This is a genomic window from Saprospiraceae bacterium (assembly GCA_016716185.1).
Lineage (GTDB): Bacteria > Bacteroidota > Bacteroidia > Chitinophagales > Saprospiraceae > Vicinibacter.
This window is the reverse complement of sequence record JADJWV010000003.1, coordinates 1-16,995: the sequence shown is the minus strand read 5'-3', so window position 1 is coordinate 16,995 and position 16,995 is coordinate 1. Positions and strand designations below refer to the sequence as shown.

Here is a 16,995-nt window from a genome sequence, read left to right as displayed (position 1 = left end):
CAAGTTTAATTTTTATTGGACGCTTTTAAAAATTCAAGTTTATATATCATTTTATTATGCCTGGAGATACTCTCCATCACTTTTAGTTTCTTATCAAAATAAACCAAATCTGCATTGAGCACATCTGTCACTTTTTCAAGACCCTGTTTGAATCTGTCCGAAATGATTTTTCTGTTTTCTTCAGCAAGTGTTACAACTTTTTCTGAAACAGAGATTTCTTCCAGGCTCAGCATCCATTCGTTGGCTGCTTGATTGATTTCCAGTTGTGCCTGATCTAAGGCGAGATCCATTTCGGCTTTCGCTTTTTCAATTTCAATTTTTTGTTTTTTGGCTTCATAATTTCTTGCATTTCCATTGAACAGATCCCATTGCAACTGAATACCTGCCAGATATGCGTTGTTTCCCAAACCAAGCGGAGAATTGTCGTAAACGTTAAACTCGCCAAAAATTCCAATTTTGGGGATGATGCCCTGTTCTACAGATTTTTTTGAATATATCCGGGAGGATATAGCTGCTTGCATGGCTTTAAAGTCAGCCCTGTCAGTTAAATTTTCGAGATCGGATGAGCGTGTGTCGCGTATGAGTTCGTTAACAGGAATATAAGTCGTTGACGGCGGATCTCCTGTCAGAAAAGCAATCACGGCAGAGAGATTGGCGATCGAATGTTGAAGTTTTGCGGAATCGAGTTTTGCCCTTGAAATTTCTGTTTCTATGGAAAGCAGGTCAGTTTTTTTGCAAGCCCTTGTTGCAATAATTGTCTGACGACGTGTTCGTTTTCCCTGAAGGTCGCCAGGGCCATTTGATTTACTTTCAATGCAGCATAGATATATTGTAAATCTGCAAATGCATTTTTTATCTCAAAGGAGAGTTGATCCTGTATTCTGGATGTAGAATATTTCGTTGCCAACAATCTTGATTTGAGACTTTTTTTCAGACTGATGAGATCATAACTGAGTACAGCCTGTTGAAGTGAGAATTTGGTATTGGAATGGTGAGTGATTTCCGGGTTGTTCAGCAATTCCGGCTGAAAATCTTCCTGTCTGATCCCGGATTGTTGTAATTTAAAACCAAAAGCATTCAGCGGATCGTTTGTTAGCATGTGCTGGTGTTTGATCTGTACCTGAGGAAGAAAGGCTGAGTTTAGCTTGCTTAGATCAGACGAAGCCAGTTCATTTTCCAGCATTTTAATGTTGACTTGTTTGTTTTGTCGAAGGGTTTTTTCGACAGCCTCGTGCAGCGTCAAGGGTTGTTGACCGAAAGCCATCAGACTTCCGAAGACTCCTAAAACAGAAATGTAAAATCTCAACATGCCGTAAATTTTATGCAAAGGTATCAGGTACTATTCGCTAAGATTGTGACCTGGGTTACATTTCAAGAATTGAGCACAACCAGGCAAGGTTGAGGATAATTCTAAAGTTTGTCTTCATTTTGAAATGAGAGCTGCGGCTTTTCTAATTTTTTACCAGGAATTTTTGACGAGGGCAGTTGTGAATAGTCTTTCGTAAGGCATTATCGCCTTGCTTCGGAAGGGTTTCGGAGTTTAAAACGATAACGGGCACCCATCACATCCGGTAAAGACTCAATTCAGATAAGCGATTTGGGATAGATAACCCGGACAGGAATGTCTTGAAAATATTACCGTGAATTATAAAATAATTAACAATACCGCTATCTTATATGAATTTCTAATCCAAAATTTACCAATTATGAAGCAGTTATAATTTTGGAAGAGGATTTTCCGGATTTGAGACTCCGGCATCATTTCCAAAATTCAACTTTAGCCTGGCTGCACGTGTAAATGCCTACAGGGAAAACGGGAATGCGCTAAACAGTGCGCTTGATGCAAGTTTTCTCGATGATAACGGCGATTTCAACACCGGTGTTTATTACATTTTTTCGAAAACTGGAGGAGATTTACTGAATGAAGTATTTTATCCGTTGAATGCAGCTGGAGAAGTTCGTCTGGCACATCCTTCTTTTGTGACGGATGCAGAGGCAGGAGATACGAGGTTATCAAAAGTAAGTAAAAGAAATACTGCTGCAACCTCCAATGGATTGACCTCAGAATACGATTTTGCAGTTTACAAAACGAATATCGACAACATTCCCATCATCAGAAATGAAGAGTTGATTTTATTGCAAGCCGAATATTACATCCAAACGAGCCAGACTACTGAAGCATTGAGAATGATCAACAAGATCCGCAATGCAGCCGGACTGGGCAATTACAGTGGCGCATCCGACAAAGACGTATTGATCAATGAGTTGCTTAAGCAAAGAAGATATTCACTTTATGGAGAATGTCACCGTTGGGTGGATGCAAGGAGGTACAATAAATTAAACACTTTGCCCATCGACCGTGCTGAAGATGAAGTTTGGGATAAATTCCCAAGGCCGGCATCGGAGAATTAAGTAGAAATTTCTATTGAAATGAAAATCCCGGTTGATAAACACCTCCGGGATTTTTATTTGTAGTCAACTATTTAGTGGCGAGACACATTTATTGCGATTCTTCGTCAAGAGAAAGAGAAGTGATAAATGAATGTCCTACAATTACGCAAAATTCGGGAGTTATACTTCCTCTCCTCATGAGTTGTATTTTATGTTCAGGCTAGTCTTAAGAAACATACCTGTATTAGTAGATTAGAAATAAAAAACCCATAGCAAACCTTTTTAATGTTTTACCGCTTTAACTTACAAAAGGTTATCGGGTTCCATAAACTCCTTATACTCTTATGCACTTGTTTTCTTTTTATGATGGGCTTTTTTGATTTTTTATATAGGCTCAGATGATGGGCACAGTGGATTCACTGACTGAGAACGCTGCATATCCAACAGACCAAGCAAATGGAAGTGGAATAATTTTGTTCTGGTTGATGGCGTGTGAAACGAAACCTTTTATTTGTTTCATAACCGCTCTGATGGACATCCCAGGATTTAATAGAAACAATACATGAATATGATCCGGCATACTTTTGATCATGTCCACATAACAACCCAAATTAATGAATTCTTTGCGGATGAGCGCATACCCTATTGATTCTGTTTTAAAAGAGATACAAGGATACCGATATTTAGTGCAACAGATTACATGAGTCCAGAGTCTAACTTTGGAGTGTGTCATAGGGTGTTGTTATTTAATTCAAAACTAAGATTTCGATTTTTCTGTTCAATCCACACCGAATCTCCCAGAAACCAACGAAACCCCAGAAATCCCGGAATTCATTCGTGGGTAGAGTGCCTGTATACCCAAGTGAATTCGTAGGTTTAAAACTCGTACTGGCATGCAAAAAAAACCCGGCCATACATTTGGAAGTATGACCGGGTTTGTGGGTTATTGATTTTGTATTTGTTGAGGCTAACTCAACTTCTTAAAACTTCTGACCGTTCATCACGTTTTGTGAAGCTTCCGGCCAATTGAGGCGCATTAAAAATGCAGAGTACTGCATTTTAACCATTTCATTTTTTGGATCTTCCTCCAAGGCGCTTTCGTATTTTAACAAGGCTTCGTTGTAATATTCAGAAAGCTCGAGTGCAGCTGCCTGCATTACGTTTTTCAAAACCGGATCGCTGGATGCACCCAATTTTGTTTTGGATGACTTGCTCATGGCTGCAGTCAGATCCTTTTTTGGAAGTCATGATAAATTTAATTTTATGAGCATCGGCTGTAGATTCCAGATCATCGGGCATCACCTGCCAGGTGTAGGTTTCTCCAATGTTTAATTCCAGCGAGATCAGATCAATATCTGCATATGTTTTCTTGCAAGTTTGAGAATGAATGACTTCTCCTTTGCTGTCCAAAATTTCAAGTCTGTAAACTTTAATGTCTGATGGCCCTGTCCACCTAAATGTGACTACATCTGCTACCTGATTTCCATAAGGCAACCTGGGCATAATTGCTTTTACACCATCTCCAAATCCATCTCCGGAAGTTTTAGGTTGTGTAATCCCACCATAACCGTCTCCTGATGTTTTAGGTTGTGTAATTCCACCCCAACCGTCTCCTGATGTTTTTGGCTGGGTAATTCCACCCCAACCATCGCCTGATGTTTTCGGTTGCGTGATTCCACCCCAACCATCTCCGGAAGTTTTTGGTTGTGTGATTCCACCCCAACCATCGCCAGCTTCCTTGGGAGGGGGTTATTCCGCCCCAACCGTCTCCGGATGTTTTTGGATCTGTGATCCCTCCCCATCCATCTGCTTCTCTTGCAATGGCTTTGAATTCGACCGCCGCCTTTACAAATTTACTGTACTCGCCATCGAAAGTAATGGCTGTGCCTGGTTTGATCAATCCGATGGCACGACTCAGGCTTTTTCTACCCTTTCCGGTAATGTTGAAAAACTGATCCCCGTGCATGCAGGTTAATTTATCTCCTTCTTCCAAATGCACATATCCATCTGTCGTGATAACAGCACCTGGTTGAAGCGTTATGGGTTTTTGGTAGTTTGATGATTCGTATTTCACTTTTCCACGTACGGATACAACCACGAGCGAAGTCGTTCCTTGTGCAGCAAGAGAAAGGCTGAATAAGAACACAATAAATAAGCTAAAATAAGTTTTCATATAATAGGTTTTAATTTATAACATGTTTAAAATAAATATAGTTGATTTTACCACTTTTTGTATTTATTTCGATCACTTTGCCTTTGGGCAGACCTGAATTTAACTGGTCATGGTAAACTAACAAACGACCGTTAGGAGTTTCAACAAGATGGTGTGGTTGACCATAATTTTCAAGTACGGAGGACAAAGGATCCATTTTTCCGGCAAAAGAACTTTGATTTGATTTTTGGGCGGACTGATCTTCATAAAAAATCAGGTATGAATAAGTCGAGTCGCTGCTCACCTCAATTATTTTTAGATCTCTTTTTTCTTTGGTAGTCCCGTTCTTATGCAGTTTTATATCTGCTGAAATTTCCTGGCTGATGAGTGTATCTACGGGCAGGTCATCGCCCATGATCAATGCCTTTTCTATTGCATTTAAATGGGTATGAGCGGTTTCTTTTGTTCTGGATTTATGCTGTTTAAGTTGGTTTTGTTTAACATTATTCAAGATATCGAGATTAACCTGAGCAGCCAGATGACCGGCTTTTGAAAGTTCTTCCCATGTTGCCTTTGCCTTTTCTGTCTGGCCTTCCATGGCATCTAGTGTAGCCAATAGCAGGCTGATATCCTGGGCTGTTTTTTCAAATTTACCTCCGGCAGTTCTTTGCAAAGCTTCCTTTCCGGCATAGAATCTTGCACTTTCGAAATCTTTCAGCAAAGCATAAGCAATCGCTTTGTTGTAATAAGCCGGTGCGTAATCAGGGTCAAGGAAATGGATGCATCAAAATGTAATATCGACTGTCTGATGTATTTTAACCGCAATTCCTGATTGGTTTCGCCTCGTGTTTGAATAGATGATTCGAGATCGAGTTCAGGGAAAAACCTGAATTTCATTTCTGATGCTGAAAATAATTTTCTGGCATAAACAAGGGCTGTGACTCCCAGGTTGTTGTACAATTCGCGACTTGCATATTGCTGTAAAACATGATTGTAAAATTGCAGAGCTTGCAGATCGTAACCGGTTGCATGCAACAAATTGGCAGATTCAAAAACATCGACCAGATCCGATAACTTTTCCGCTGAACGTTTACTCAGAATTTTTCGATCCTGAAGGGTAGGATATCCGCTTATGGTGTCGGGAAGCCTGTAGGCTTTGTAGAGTTCTTGAATAAGATCAGAAGACTGATCAAATAAACCATATCCAGCAGAGTAGGCAAGAAATCCGCCGATGTAATCTGCTTCAGTTTCATGTACCACATCATCGCTCAAATCTGCCAGTTCTTTGCCGATAGGTAAGTCCCGGTAGTCGTAGATAAATTCCCGTCTCCAGGAATGTTTTTCGTAATAATGTGTAAGTTCGTGTCCCAATAAAAATGCAATGGCGGCATCCCTTTTTTCACCAAAACTTTCGCAAACTTTGTACGCTTTGGTTTCGAGAATGACTTCCGGGGGTGAATTGGTAATGGCACTTGCATTTCGAATACTGGGTTTGTCGTTTTGAACCAGTGGCAAGGTACCCATACTTCGATCCTGTGCCGTCAATAAGCACGCAAATAAACAATATATGATCATCAATTTCCCACTCATAATTCAATAAAATTTGGGCCTAAAGGACCGTTTTACTACCTGTTTTTACGAAATCCGGTACATCAGGATTCATAAGCAAGTGCCAAAATAAGAAATTGGTTATCAATTGGTGTAAAGAAATTGAAATAAGATCCCCTGAAAAAGCTCATTTCCTTAATGATTAGGTATATGAAGAAATAAATACATCCTCGCAAGTTGGTTATTCATTTCTACATTTTAATTGCTACATTTGATAGAATAAACTAAAAATTAAGAAATTTCAATTTTTCTGATAACTTTCGCAGATTATCGGATACTTATAATTATCACATTTTAAAATATTTATTATGAAACAAATTATTCTTTCTTTAAGCGTTCTTTTTCTACCAGTCTTCTTGCGCAAAGTCTGGAAAACGATGTAAAAATCCCACCACAAGATCCACCGAAAACTACGACTCCCACGGACAACAGTTCTGGAAATTCGAACAGGTTCAATTGCGAAATGTTGCCCCAGAATCTATTTTTCTGCGCCAGCAGTGAAACCGGGAACGAAACCAACCACCAGATTGGTAAGCGGGAATCTCTTCAAAGGAAAAAACCGCGGACAAGACCTGAGTTTTGAATTTCTCAATGCAAAAGGTGCTCTTGTAAGTGGCCTGGATGATGCCATTCAAAAAACAATGCTGGCGATGTGGTCATTGATGGAAGTAAATTGCCAACCGGACAAAAAATGAGACTGAGGGTAAAATCCGGGAAAGCAGTTGAATCCTATGCTTTAAACTAATCAGAACTCCAATTTAATCTCGAATTCTTAGAAAAAGCAGGCATGGGTGCGAACCTATGCCTTTTTCTTAGTGGCCAATTAGACCGCGTCATTTTCTCCGCAATTTTTCATAGCAATCAACAGCCTGGCTGTGCTGCACCTATGCTCCCCAATTTAAAATTAAATTGTTGATTGCAGTTAAGATTATTTAATTGTAAAAGGCCGATAACAATTCTTATATTTGAAGTACTTCTTTACAGGAGATCTTCCTAAATGCATTTTTCTTGTCAAAGGAGCCGGGCCTGATGAGCGGAATTAATAAAGCATTGCTCAGGAGTTGGGTAGATTTTGCTAACGTTTCAATTTCTAATTCCCTGACATCTCAGCATTGAGCTACACCAAACCAACATAGAAAAAACTCCAATGAATAATAGAATTCTATATGCAGTTGGTATTTTTATACTCTGGATAACTTCAAATAGCCTGTGTTTTTCACGCACCAAAGCTTTGGTCATCGGAATTTCACACTACCAGGATCCGGAAATACCAGACCTTCAGCTGCCTCATCGGGATGCGGAAATATTCGCCGGGTACCTGAGGTCAGGCAACGGAATGAAGCTGAAATCAGAAGATCTGTATCTTTTGACAAATGCTTATGCCACGGCCGGACAGGTCATCCTTGCTTTAGATCGTTTATTTGATGAGGTCGGTGTGGGCGATACCCTTGTTATTTATTTTTCAGGTTATGGCTATCTGACCAAATCGAGTTCATCTCCTCCGCAACAAATTTATTTTTACGATACCCCTCTCCAAATCCGAGATGCAGGTTCGTTTGATCTATTCGGAAAGTTTATTGAGATGGCCAGTGAATTAAAAAATTTACCATTGCTTGTTTACGAATGTTGTTCCCATCCATTTTCTTGAATCCGATCCGGATGTTGGTATAGTAAAGCATTGGCCTCGCGCGCGCAGAATTGAAATTCCAAATACCTTTTACTATAACCACGTGGATGGATTAATAAACAGCCAGGCCGATGGGAGCGAAAAGGAGTCCAAATTCAGTTTAAATAACTTTCTGATTGAAGGCCTGAAAGGGATGGCTGATGAAAACGGCGATAAAGTTGTGAAGTTGAAAGAAATGGACTGGTTTTTTAAAAATATTAAACCACAGCCCGGAACAGCTCCTGGATTTTTAAGCATTTCCTGCAGTCAAACCAAACACATCCTTTCTAAAACGGATTTACAATTTCTTAGCCGGATTAACAATGACGAAGACCGAACAGCTATATCCATCCTGGACACAGAAGAATTGCTTCTTGATCCTTTGACAAGACGAAGTTTGCCTGATAGTTTTCAAAGAGTGCTGGAGGACTATCTGGTTGTATTGAATTTAAGACATCTGATGTCGCCACCTGAAAAAAAACGCAGTGATGATTTGTGATCAACTGGTTTTGATCAAAGAACTCAAAAGTTTACATGGTGAAATTAAGAGGAGGCTCATTGCAGCCTTACAGGACGAAGTTCAACAAGTATTAAACAGCTATTTAAGTGTGGATGCAAATGAGATCAGCAACAGGATCAGGGGTTTTGAGGATTACCTCAAATACCCGAAATATCTTCAAAAAGCCGGAGATTTGATGGGCTCCAAACACTTCATGTTTTCTTTGAACAACGCTAAAAAATTGTATTTTGAAGGGCTGGTTTTTCGCCTAAAAGCACAGGCATTGGGACAAAAAGCATATATCGATTCCGCCCGTATTAAACTTGAAGCAGCCTTGACTTATGAAAATGAAGCATCCTTTATTTTTAACGAACTGGCAATAAACTATCAATTGTCAGGTCAGACAGAATTGGCGAGAAAAATTTTATGAATGCAGTCGAGTATGCGCCAAGCTGGAGTTTGCCTTATGTAAATCTTGCACTGTTGAATATGGAAGAAGATCCCGGGCGGGCAAAAGCATTGCAAATTACGCGATCCGGCTCCAACCCGACAACAGCCTTGCCCACAATGCTGCAGGGATGATCAGTATGCACCAGAAGAAATACGAACAAGCAGAGAAATATTTTTCAGAAGCCACCAGACTCAATAAAAAGCATCCACAGATATTATACAATTATGCTTGTTTGAAATCCCTGCGTGGAAAGTCTGAGGATGCTATAAAATATTTGGATCTGGCTTTTTACAATGGGTTTACGAATATACAACATGCATTGAATGATCCCGATTTAATAAATATAAAAGATGAACCTGAATGGGCCATTTTAGTGCAAAGGTATTTTCGGATGCCCTGAAGAAATAGGTATTAAATGTGTAAAAAAATAACTCAAAAATAAATTTATAAAAAACTGAATTGAAAATATTTGCTTTCGCTTCATGCTTTTGGCATTAAGTATATAGTAGAAATCAAGAAGATAACTAACATACTTTAGTAACTATAAAAAATAATTTTGTGGGGAAATTATTCATATCCGAGATAGTAGCATTGCATACAATTGTATCTCTTGCTGCCCAAACCAAAGGCGTTACACAAACTACTCCCTCTCCGCACAGTGGAGAGCCTGCCCGACAACATGGCGGGGGCCGGGGTGAGGTGTTCGCGTGTCTATCGGTGTCTCTGACTATCAGAATCCTGGCAGCCCTGATCAACACAATACTGACATCAGGACCAATGTGGATTTCCCGCGATTCCCGGCACCAGTGGTTTGGGGATGTTGAACAGTATAACATGGGTTTCTAGTCCGGGATGAATAATATATTAAAATATACCAGATTGCACTTTCAAAAGAAGACAAATATTGCCAAATTTGTCCTTACATACAAGGATAAAACATGAATAAAAAAGCAATATTTCAGCAGTTAATAGCCGATTTCATATCGAAGCCATTAAAAGACATAATTTCTCTGTGAATTCATTATTCCATTAGATATTCCAAAGGTCGTATCCATATTGGGCTCGAAGAGCAGGGTAAAACCTGCGTATTGTTTGACTTGATCTTGCGATTACGCGACACGATTCCAGCTTACCGAATAGTTTATATCAATTTGGAAGATGACCAGATGTTTCTTTGCGACTCGAAGACCTGGATGATCTGGTAACAGGTTTATTACGAAATGTATCCAAATGCTAAAGATGAAAAAGTCTGGGTTTTTTTTGGATGAAGTGCAGGTAGTGGATCAATGGGAAAAGTTTATTCCGCAGGCTTTCAGATCAGGAAAACTGCCGGATATATATTACAGGCTCTTCCTCTAAATTGCTGAGTCGGGAATTGGCTAGTTCTTTGCGGGGTCGATCCCTGCCTTTTGAAGTATTTCCATTGAGTTTCCGCGAATTTATGAAATTCAACAAGATAGACGCTGATCCTTACAGTTCCAAAGGGCAAAAGCTTTGCTTGCACATTGGTTGGCGAAAGTACCTGTTGCAGGGTGGTTTTCCTGAATTGGTCTTTTGCCTGAAGCGTTTCATCGACGTACCATCAACGAGTATATAGATCTCATGCTTTTCAGGGATCTTACAGAGCGTTTTCACTAAAAATCCAGCTTGCTAAAATACCTTCTAAAATATACATTAGCAAATGTAGGGAATCCCATGAGCGTCACCAAAATATTTCATGACTTGAAGTCCCAGGGTTATGCTGTTGGAAAAAATACGGTATTTGGAGTATATATCCTATTTGGAAGAAGCCTTTGCACTATTTAGGGTGGAAATATTCAGTAAGTCGAAACGGGTTAAGCCTGTAAATCCCGGCAAAATATACACTGTTGATCCTGCATTTAAACATGCGATGAGCATTGGCGAAGATCTTAGAAGGGTATTTGAAAATGTGGTTTTTATGGAACTTCGACGCCGAGGTATCTTTCAGCTTACTTGTTGGGCGATCATGAGGTTGATTTTTTTCTGGCTTGGGGACTTTTGATGAATGTGTGTTTTGACACCCCAGAAGAAAGCACATACCGCCGGGAACTATCAGGACTCCAACAAGCGATGGGAAATCAGGGAGAAAGAAAGAAAGTTGGCTGATAACTGCTAACCAAAAAAAGGAAGTTATTCAAGATGGTAATACCATTCATATTATACCTTATTGGGAATTTATAAAACCAAGATTTACTGAGGAGTTAAATTTTATTATTTATGAGATTACAATTACTGATAGCCATTTCAATATGTTTTGTTCTGCAACTTTCAGCCCAACAAAAAAGGCGTCACACAACCAGCAACGAACCTGTCTGCCGGTCAGGCAGGCAACCAGCAACCAACCTCTAAAACCTACGCCGTCGTCATCGGCATCTCCGACTACCAGGACAAAGCCATCCCCGACCTACGCTTTCGCTGATAAGGATGCAGAGGCCTTTGCGAATTTTTTAAGATCCAAAGCTGGCGGAAATTTGGACACCGACCACTTTAAAAGTCTTCTTAAATGAAAAAAGCAACCGTCGCACAATTTGCCATTGCATTAGATTGGTTGATGGAGGTAGGGGAAAGAACAGGATAAAGCAATTATTTATTTTTCCGGGCATGGGGATGTTGAAAAGAAAACCATGACGCAACCCGGTTACTTTTATGCTGGGATGCACCTGCTAGAGTTTATCTCGCAGGCGGTGCATTAGCCCTTCCCATGTTCCAGGACATCATCTCTACCCTATCAACGCAAACAAGGCAAAAGTGGTAGTCATTACTGATGCTTGTCGCTCTGGTGCACTTGCCGGGAGTACTGTCGGCGGATCTCAAACTACTGCGCCAATCTTGCTAAACAATACGCGAATGAAATAAAATACTTTCCTGTCAGCCGAATGAATACAGCATCGAAGGGGAACAATGGGGCGGAGGTAGAGGTGCATTTAGCTATCACCTTATTGGATGCGCTTTATGGCCTGGCAGACAACAACAATGACTCTCATTGTAAACCTCTAGGAGGCCTAAGATATATAGAAGATCATGTCAGCGCTGAAGTCGCACCGTATGAGTCAGGTACCAATGATCTTAAGCAAAGAACTGATGCATTATCTTTTGTGGATACCAAAATGCCGGGCTTCCTTAAAACCTGGAAATCTAATCAAATGTCATTTTATCTCCTATTGATTCCAGAGGAATGGAGGAGACAGTTTTAGCATTGGTAGATACCTCCATTCGAATCATTTATAAACTATTTAATCTGCTCTTAAGGATATGCTATTTTTGGAACTTATGAATGCCTGCCAGATTCTTATTATGAAAAATTAATCAGAGAACCAAAATTAGAAAGATTGTACTCAACAATGAAACGCAATTATGTGGCAGCGTTACAGGATGATGCGCAGTAAGTTATTAATATTTGGTGAAAGCCGATGTAAAACAACTAGAATGTATTGGCAAGTATATCTGATTAGAACCGACTCCTAAATTGCTAGATAAGGCAAGTCCACTTTTGGTGAAAAATCATTACATGTATCAGGTTCTCATTTCAAGAAAACTTTTATTTGAAGGAGTTTTATTAAGTCTAACAAATAGAAACTTGGATAAGAATTTAGCAAGCAAATGTATTTCAAAAATTTAAACAAGCAATTTATCGAGAGCCAAGTTCTCCAAATTATTTGGCATCAAATGAGCTTAGTGTATTTGGACACTCTAAATGAAATAGATTCTGTAATTCAATGTATCAAAAGACAAAGGAGCTTGCTCCAAATTGGGTGTTTCCATTAGCTAATGTAGGCTTTGGGCTTATTGGAAAGGTAATTTAAAATTAGCAAAACAGTTTCTAGACGATGCACGATTGATAGATCCTTTGCATCCCTATGTGATTTATCTCGAAGCACACTCCGCTCTACTTCCATGATGGCTCCATCAATAATTTGAAAGCAATCCAATTGTATCATGAATATTTAAAAAGGAATGGTCCTCTATTCCCCATGCTGGTATGTCGGATATTCATATGTTTTGGCATCAATTGGAAGACATAATGAAGCAAAAAGCATTGAAGACGCTCTTTCCATGGATTCAACTAAGGCTTCAACTTGGAGTTCACTTGGTAGTTTATTAATGAAATGAAAAGTATGAACAAGCAGAAACTGCAATTTATAGCAATTTCCTTAGATCTCTGGCAAACCTATGAGCATGGCTTGACTTAGTCCTTAATTACCAAAATTCTAAATAATTTTGAATTAGCCGAAGTTGCTTTTTAAAAGGCAATTTCCTTGATTCAAGTATAGGTACACCCGGACATATCTAGGTCTATTGTATTTGAATAATGAAGATTTATTGAAGTGAGAGCATATATTTAAAGTACCTATCTAAAGATTCAAATGCATGTACAAAGTTGGTCTAACCTAGGTTTAGTTTATAGTGATTTAATCAAACCTGAGAAGTCTGAAACAAAGTTACAGAAAGCAATTTCTTAGATTCAACAGTTGCTACAACCTGGTCGAATCTTGGATTATTATATAGTAATATGAATAAATATTTGGAATCAGAAAACGCTTATTTTTCCTTTAAGTCCCAATTTTTAGATTCAACAGTCACAACCTGGTCGAATCTTTGGTTATTATATAGTAATATGAATAAATATTTGGAATCAGAAAATGCATATTTAAAGTCAGCTTCATTAGATTCATTAAATTACAACTTGTTGGTCCAATCTTGATTTTTATATAGTAACATGAATAAATATTTGAATCTTGAAAAAGCTTATTTAAAGTCAATTTCATTAGATTCAACAAATCACACCTGTTGGTCCAATCTTGGATTTTTATATAGTAAAAATGAAAAGATTTCAGGAAGCTGAAGTGGCATTAAAGGATCGATCGCATTAAATTCTAAGAACCCAAACCCAAATAAACATCTTGGTATCGTTTATTTTAAGATGGAGTGAATTGAAAACTACTAAGAAATTTTTACAAAAAGCTATTGAATTAGATCAGGATTATTTAGGTGCTTTTACCTTGAATGTCCTATGTATTGATTTCGAAAATTACACAAATGAAGCAATCAAATATGTGGAGCACGCTATTCATAAAAATGCAACATCTGAAATTTTAAATAGGATGAAGACCTGAGCCCTTGCGTAAAACTCCAGAGTGGAAGGCTCTCATGAAAAATATATCTCAACGACCACGTAAAACTAAACTGAATGAGAATTATCATCGTTAATCATTTATTAGTAGCTAACATATGTTAGTTCTTTTGCTCAATCCAAAGGGGTGACAGAACTAACATCTAACAACCAGCAACTAACATCTAAAACCTAAGCCGTCGTCATTGGTATCTCCGACTATCACCGTGACCCTGCTATTCCTGATTTGAAATACGCCGACCGTGATGCACCGGCGTTTGGCCCAGGCGGCCGCGCTCACCGAGGGCTGTAACCCGCCCGACTCTAATATCGTCTTGCTCGAAAACGCAGCTGCCACCAATGCCCTGACGATTGTGTCGCTGGACTGGCCCACTGAGGCCAGTAAGCCGTGATCGAGCCTTCATCTATTTCAGTGGACAGGGTGACGTGGAGCGGGTCACGAAGTTTAACCTGGGTATCTCCTCGGCTATGACTCTCCGCCCGCAGTTTATGGCGCTTGTGCGAGTTCTCGCTGAACTACCTACAGTCATCCTCAAAGGCACTCTATCCGAGGGAACGGGGTGCAAGTCATCGTTATCACCGATGCTCGCCATGCGGGAAAGTTGGCGGGCAGTATCGTGAACGGGCACGAAGGTGATCGGCGATGCAGCTTTCGCAGCAGCTGCCAACGAAATCAAGATAATGAGCTGCCAACCAGAGGAGCATTCCCTCGAAGGTGAGCAGGGGGGGGGGGCCGTGGCTGTTTTTCCTACCATTTGGAAGATGCATTGTACGGTCTCTCCGATTGCAAAACGGCAGACGCCACCGCGTGGACCTTTCGGGAACTGCGCCGCTACTCCGAAGACTAGTGAGCGCCGCGGCAGCGCCTTAGAGCCGGTGCCACTTCGTAAACGGCCCCTATATTGCGGCTGACTAGCGTCAATAACAACGCACTGGCTATGCGTGAAGGCCAACAGGAAAACAGCAGCGTCCCTTTCATGAACATCGAAAACAAGGGTGTGGGAGCCTTTGTTGGAAGAAGTCGATACGACGCAGTACAGCGGCTGTACGCCCAGTTCCTGGTGGCATTAGACAGCGGGCAATTGCTTCAACCTTACCCCACGTAGCGCCGATGACTATTTCAGAAGCCCGTTCGAACGACAGGAAGCCCTTTGCCCTTGCTGGCACTATGAAGCGGAAGCCGGCAGCGGCGCCTATTGAAGAGGGCAGACCATCATCAACAAAGCGTTGAAGACAGACCCCTGATGTCCTGGATAAATGTATGGGCAAACATGTTCGATATGACCACTTACCCGGTTATTTCAACGGGCAAAATGAAATTTCCGGGCGAAAAGCACTATGCTCTACCACGATTTAAAAGCGAAGGAATATTACTTTTAGGGCGATGACTTTTCGGTAGGTAAATCTATCCAGGTTGGTACAAACGCGGCTTATATCCGAAAAGAGAAAGTGGCTGGGGAAGTCGCTGGAAATGGACAGTAGTGCTTCTATTGTTTATATGGAAATGGGATATACCTATCCATTCAAATCGAGGAAAAGGATAAATTATTTTAATAAAGCAGAATCCTCACCAATGGGCCTTGGTTTTATATAAGTTTGGGGCGTGACGCATTTGGCAAGAAAACAACTTATTATCATAAAAGCGATTGAAATTGATTCCAGCTTTTGAAACCCTATAACTGGATTTCGTGGGGTATGAGCAAATTGGTAAGCCCGATTCGGGCGGGTACTGGAGACAGTTAGGTTGTTAGCAAGTTTTTATGAAATGGAAAGGACTCCCAGTTCCATAAAGCCTAAGAATGTAGCGACATTGGAAATGCCTCTGGGGATTGAAGGAATAGTGAACGAGCAAAATACTATCTGCTGAAAGGGGAAGAGTCATCCTAGAAGAAGATAAGCATTTATGCCAACTTCTCCTGCGTGTACACAGATTTATTGAATTGACAATGCCATCAGCGCCAGTGAAAAGCCGAGGATGGTGAGTCAGATGGATTTGAAGGCTTTATTGGCGAAATTTATTTTTTACTTCGTAAAATCGACACGCTGCAGGCGAAAGCAGCTTGGTCGGTTAGAAGGGGATAAGGCTCTCAACCGTCAGATTTGGGCATGGACGACCAAGGGCCATGCCGATAAGGCTTTTGAACTGTCCCAAGAAAAATGGTACAAATTTCGGGGCCGGGTGAATCTGGGAGGTTGATGGGAATGTTGGATAAGAGCCGCAGTTTATTATGTTTTGTTCATTCAGAATGTGGTAGTACGCGCCTGAAGGAGAACCGTTCGAAAATACATTTCCAAATGTGAGGGTTTGCCTGTTCCACTATTGGTGGTCAGCCTGAGAAGGCGAAGGCTATATTGGATCCGGTCAGTATAAATTTGCAAACGAACCGTGGTGGCTTATTTTATCAGGCATGCTTTTATGCACAAACGAGCAAGCTGAAAAGCGCTCAACCTGCTTGCTAAGGCAACTGCCCGGGGCTGGAACCAAAAGCCACCTTAGTTGGATTTTTAATGGCACCTCTGGTACCCTCTCTACTCCTCCCCATCCGTGAGAAACTGATGGCTTTAAAGCGCGGAGTGGGAGCATTTTCCTAAGTACGACGTTGCTACCTTGGATACCGTACAAGGATAACCAATGGAATCAAACTGATGAGAAAATTGTTCTTTACTTGTTTGCTATTCCGTATGTTCCCTTCAGCCCAACAAAAAGGCGTCGCCAAACCAGCAACGAACCTGTCTGGTTACCAGGCAGGTAACCAGCAACTCGCATCCCCTTTGCTTGGTTGTTGATGTGATTGCTTGCAAAGTATTCCGGACATTGCCCGGTTATACCCCTTAACAGCCGTGAATGGGGAAGGCAAATGGGTGCTCCTACCAGTCAACTAATAAACTGAATGTGAAGAATTTTATAGAAAATCCAAATGGTTGAGCCAACAAAAACATTCCATTATGATGGAAAATATTACAACTTATATAATTATATTTGCATTATAGTTAAAACTATGGACAAATATTCAAATATTGAAAGACCCATTTATCTCGACAGGATAACGCCATTTATAGCAAAAACCAATCATCA

The 16,995-nt window shown here is 40.4% G+C and carries 17 protein-coding genes; 9 read left to right on the top strand and 8 right to left on the bottom strand.

What is annotated here, in order from left to right:
• Nucleotides 1-5: 5 nt before the first annotated feature.
• A complete protein-coding gene (locus tag IPM34_13320; GenBank protein MBK8956518.1) occupies nucleotides 6-641 on the bottom strand; it encodes a TolC family protein in 636 nt (211 codons plus the stop codon).
• Between the two features lie 68 nt (nucleotides 642-709).
• Nucleotides 710-1,309 carry a TolC family protein gene (locus tag IPM34_13315; GenBank protein MBK8956517.1) on the bottom strand — a complete coding sequence of 200 codons (600 nt, stop codon included), beginning with the start codon at nucleotides 1,307-1,309 and terminating at the stop codon, nucleotides 710-712.
• Between the two features lie 629 nt (nucleotides 1,310-1,938).
• Here IPM34_13315 and IPM34_13310 point away from each other — a divergent pair.
• Nucleotides 1,939-2,412, top strand: coding sequence for a RagB/SusD family nutrient uptake outer membrane protein (locus IPM34_13310; GenBank protein MBK8956516.1), 474 nt, complete (start codon nucleotides 1,939-1,941; stop codon nucleotides 2,410-2,412).
• Nucleotides 2,413-2,785: 373 nt separating this feature from the next.
• Here IPM34_13310 and tnpA read toward each other — a convergent pair whose 3' ends face one another.
• The 6 genes from tnpA to IPM34_13280 all read right to left on the bottom strand — a co-directional run bounded on the left by tnpA (nucleotide 2,786) and on the right by IPM34_13280 (nucleotide 6,133).
• Nucleotides 2,786-3,124, bottom strand: a complete 339-nt coding sequence (gene tnpA, locus IPM34_13305; GenBank protein ID MBK8956515.1) for an IS200/IS605 family transposase — start codon at nucleotides 3,122-3,124, stop codon at nucleotides 2,786-2,788.
• Nucleotides 3,125-3,371: 247 nt separating this feature from the next.
• A complete protein-coding gene (locus tag IPM34_13300) occupies nucleotides 3,372-3,548 on the bottom strand; it encodes a hypothetical protein (protein MBK8956514.1) in 177 nt (58 codons plus the stop codon).
• The gene (locus tag IPM34_13295) at nucleotides 3,520-3,894 is read right to left on the bottom strand and encodes a hypothetical protein (protein MBK8956513.1); all 375 of its coding nucleotides are present in this window, start codon (nucleotides 3,892-3,894) and stop codon (nucleotides 3,520-3,522) included. The genes IPM34_13300 and IPM34_13295 overlap by 29 nt, the downstream gene beginning before the upstream one ends.
• 79 nt (nucleotides 3,895-3,973) lie before the next feature.
• Nucleotides 3,974-4,564 (bottom strand): hypothetical protein, encoded by a 591-nt coding sequence (locus tag IPM34_13290; protein ID MBK8956512.1) that lies wholly within the window; start codon nucleotides 4,562-4,564, stop codon nucleotides 3,974-3,976.
• Nucleotides 4,565-4,574: 10 nt separating this feature from the next.
• A complete protein-coding gene (locus IPM34_13285; protein MBK8956511.1) occupies nucleotides 4,575-5,264 on the bottom strand; it encodes a hypothetical protein in 690 nt (229 codons plus the stop codon).
• The gene (locus tag IPM34_13280) at nucleotides 5,258-6,133 is read right to left on the bottom strand and encodes a hypothetical protein (protein MBK8956510.1); all 876 of its coding nucleotides are present in this window, start codon (nucleotides 6,131-6,133) and stop codon (nucleotides 5,258-5,260) included. The genes IPM34_13285 and IPM34_13280 overlap by 7 nt, the downstream gene beginning before the upstream one ends.
• 515 nt (nucleotides 6,134-6,648) lie before the next feature.
• Between IPM34_13280 and IPM34_13275 the strand changes: the two genes are divergently transcribed.
• From IPM34_13275 to IPM34_13240, 8 genes are all read left to right on the top strand, one after another.
• A complete protein-coding gene (locus IPM34_13275; GenBank protein MBK8956509.1) occupies nucleotides 6,649-6,846 on the top strand; it encodes a hypothetical protein in 198 nt (65 codons plus the stop codon).
• A gap of 452 nt (nucleotides 6,847-7,298) precedes the next feature.
• On the top strand, nucleotides 7,299-7,799 hold the full coding sequence (locus tag IPM34_13270) for a caspase family protein (protein MBK8956508.1): 501 nt from the start codon (nucleotides 7,299-7,301) through the stop codon (nucleotides 7,797-7,799).
• A complete protein-coding gene (locus IPM34_13265) occupies nucleotides 7,765-8,316 on the top strand; it encodes a hypothetical protein (protein ID MBK8956507.1) in 552 nt (183 codons plus the stop codon). Before IPM34_13270 ends, IPM34_13265 begins: the two co-directional genes overlap by 35 nt.
• Nucleotides 8,306-8,746, top strand: a complete 441-nt coding sequence (locus IPM34_13260; GenBank protein ID MBK8956506.1) for a hypothetical protein — start codon at nucleotides 8,306-8,308, stop codon at nucleotides 8,744-8,746. The genes IPM34_13265 and IPM34_13260 overlap by 11 nt, the downstream gene beginning before the upstream one ends.
• Nucleotides 8,743-8,898 (top strand): hypothetical protein, encoded by a 156-nt coding sequence (locus tag IPM34_13255; protein MBK8956505.1) that lies wholly within the window; start codon nucleotides 8,743-8,745, stop codon nucleotides 8,896-8,898. Before IPM34_13260 ends, IPM34_13255 begins: the two co-directional genes overlap by 4 nt.
• On the top strand, nucleotides 8,895-9,167 hold the full coding sequence (locus IPM34_13250; GenBank protein ID MBK8956504.1) for a hypothetical protein: 273 nt from the start codon (nucleotides 8,895-8,897) through the stop codon (nucleotides 9,165-9,167). Before IPM34_13255 ends, IPM34_13250 begins: the two co-directional genes overlap by 4 nt.
• Before the next feature lie 882 nt (nucleotides 9,168-10,049).
• Nucleotides 10,050-10,364 (top strand): ATP-binding protein, encoded by a 315-nt coding sequence (locus IPM34_13245; protein MBK8956503.1) that lies wholly within the window; start codon nucleotides 10,050-10,052, stop codon nucleotides 10,362-10,364.
• Between the two features lie 1,300 nt (nucleotides 10,365-11,664).
• Entirely contained in the window at nucleotides 11,665-11,982 is a 318-nt protein-coding gene (locus tag IPM34_13240; protein ID MBK8956502.1) for a hypothetical protein, read from the top strand.
• Nucleotides 11,983-16,995 lie beyond the last annotated feature (5,013 nt).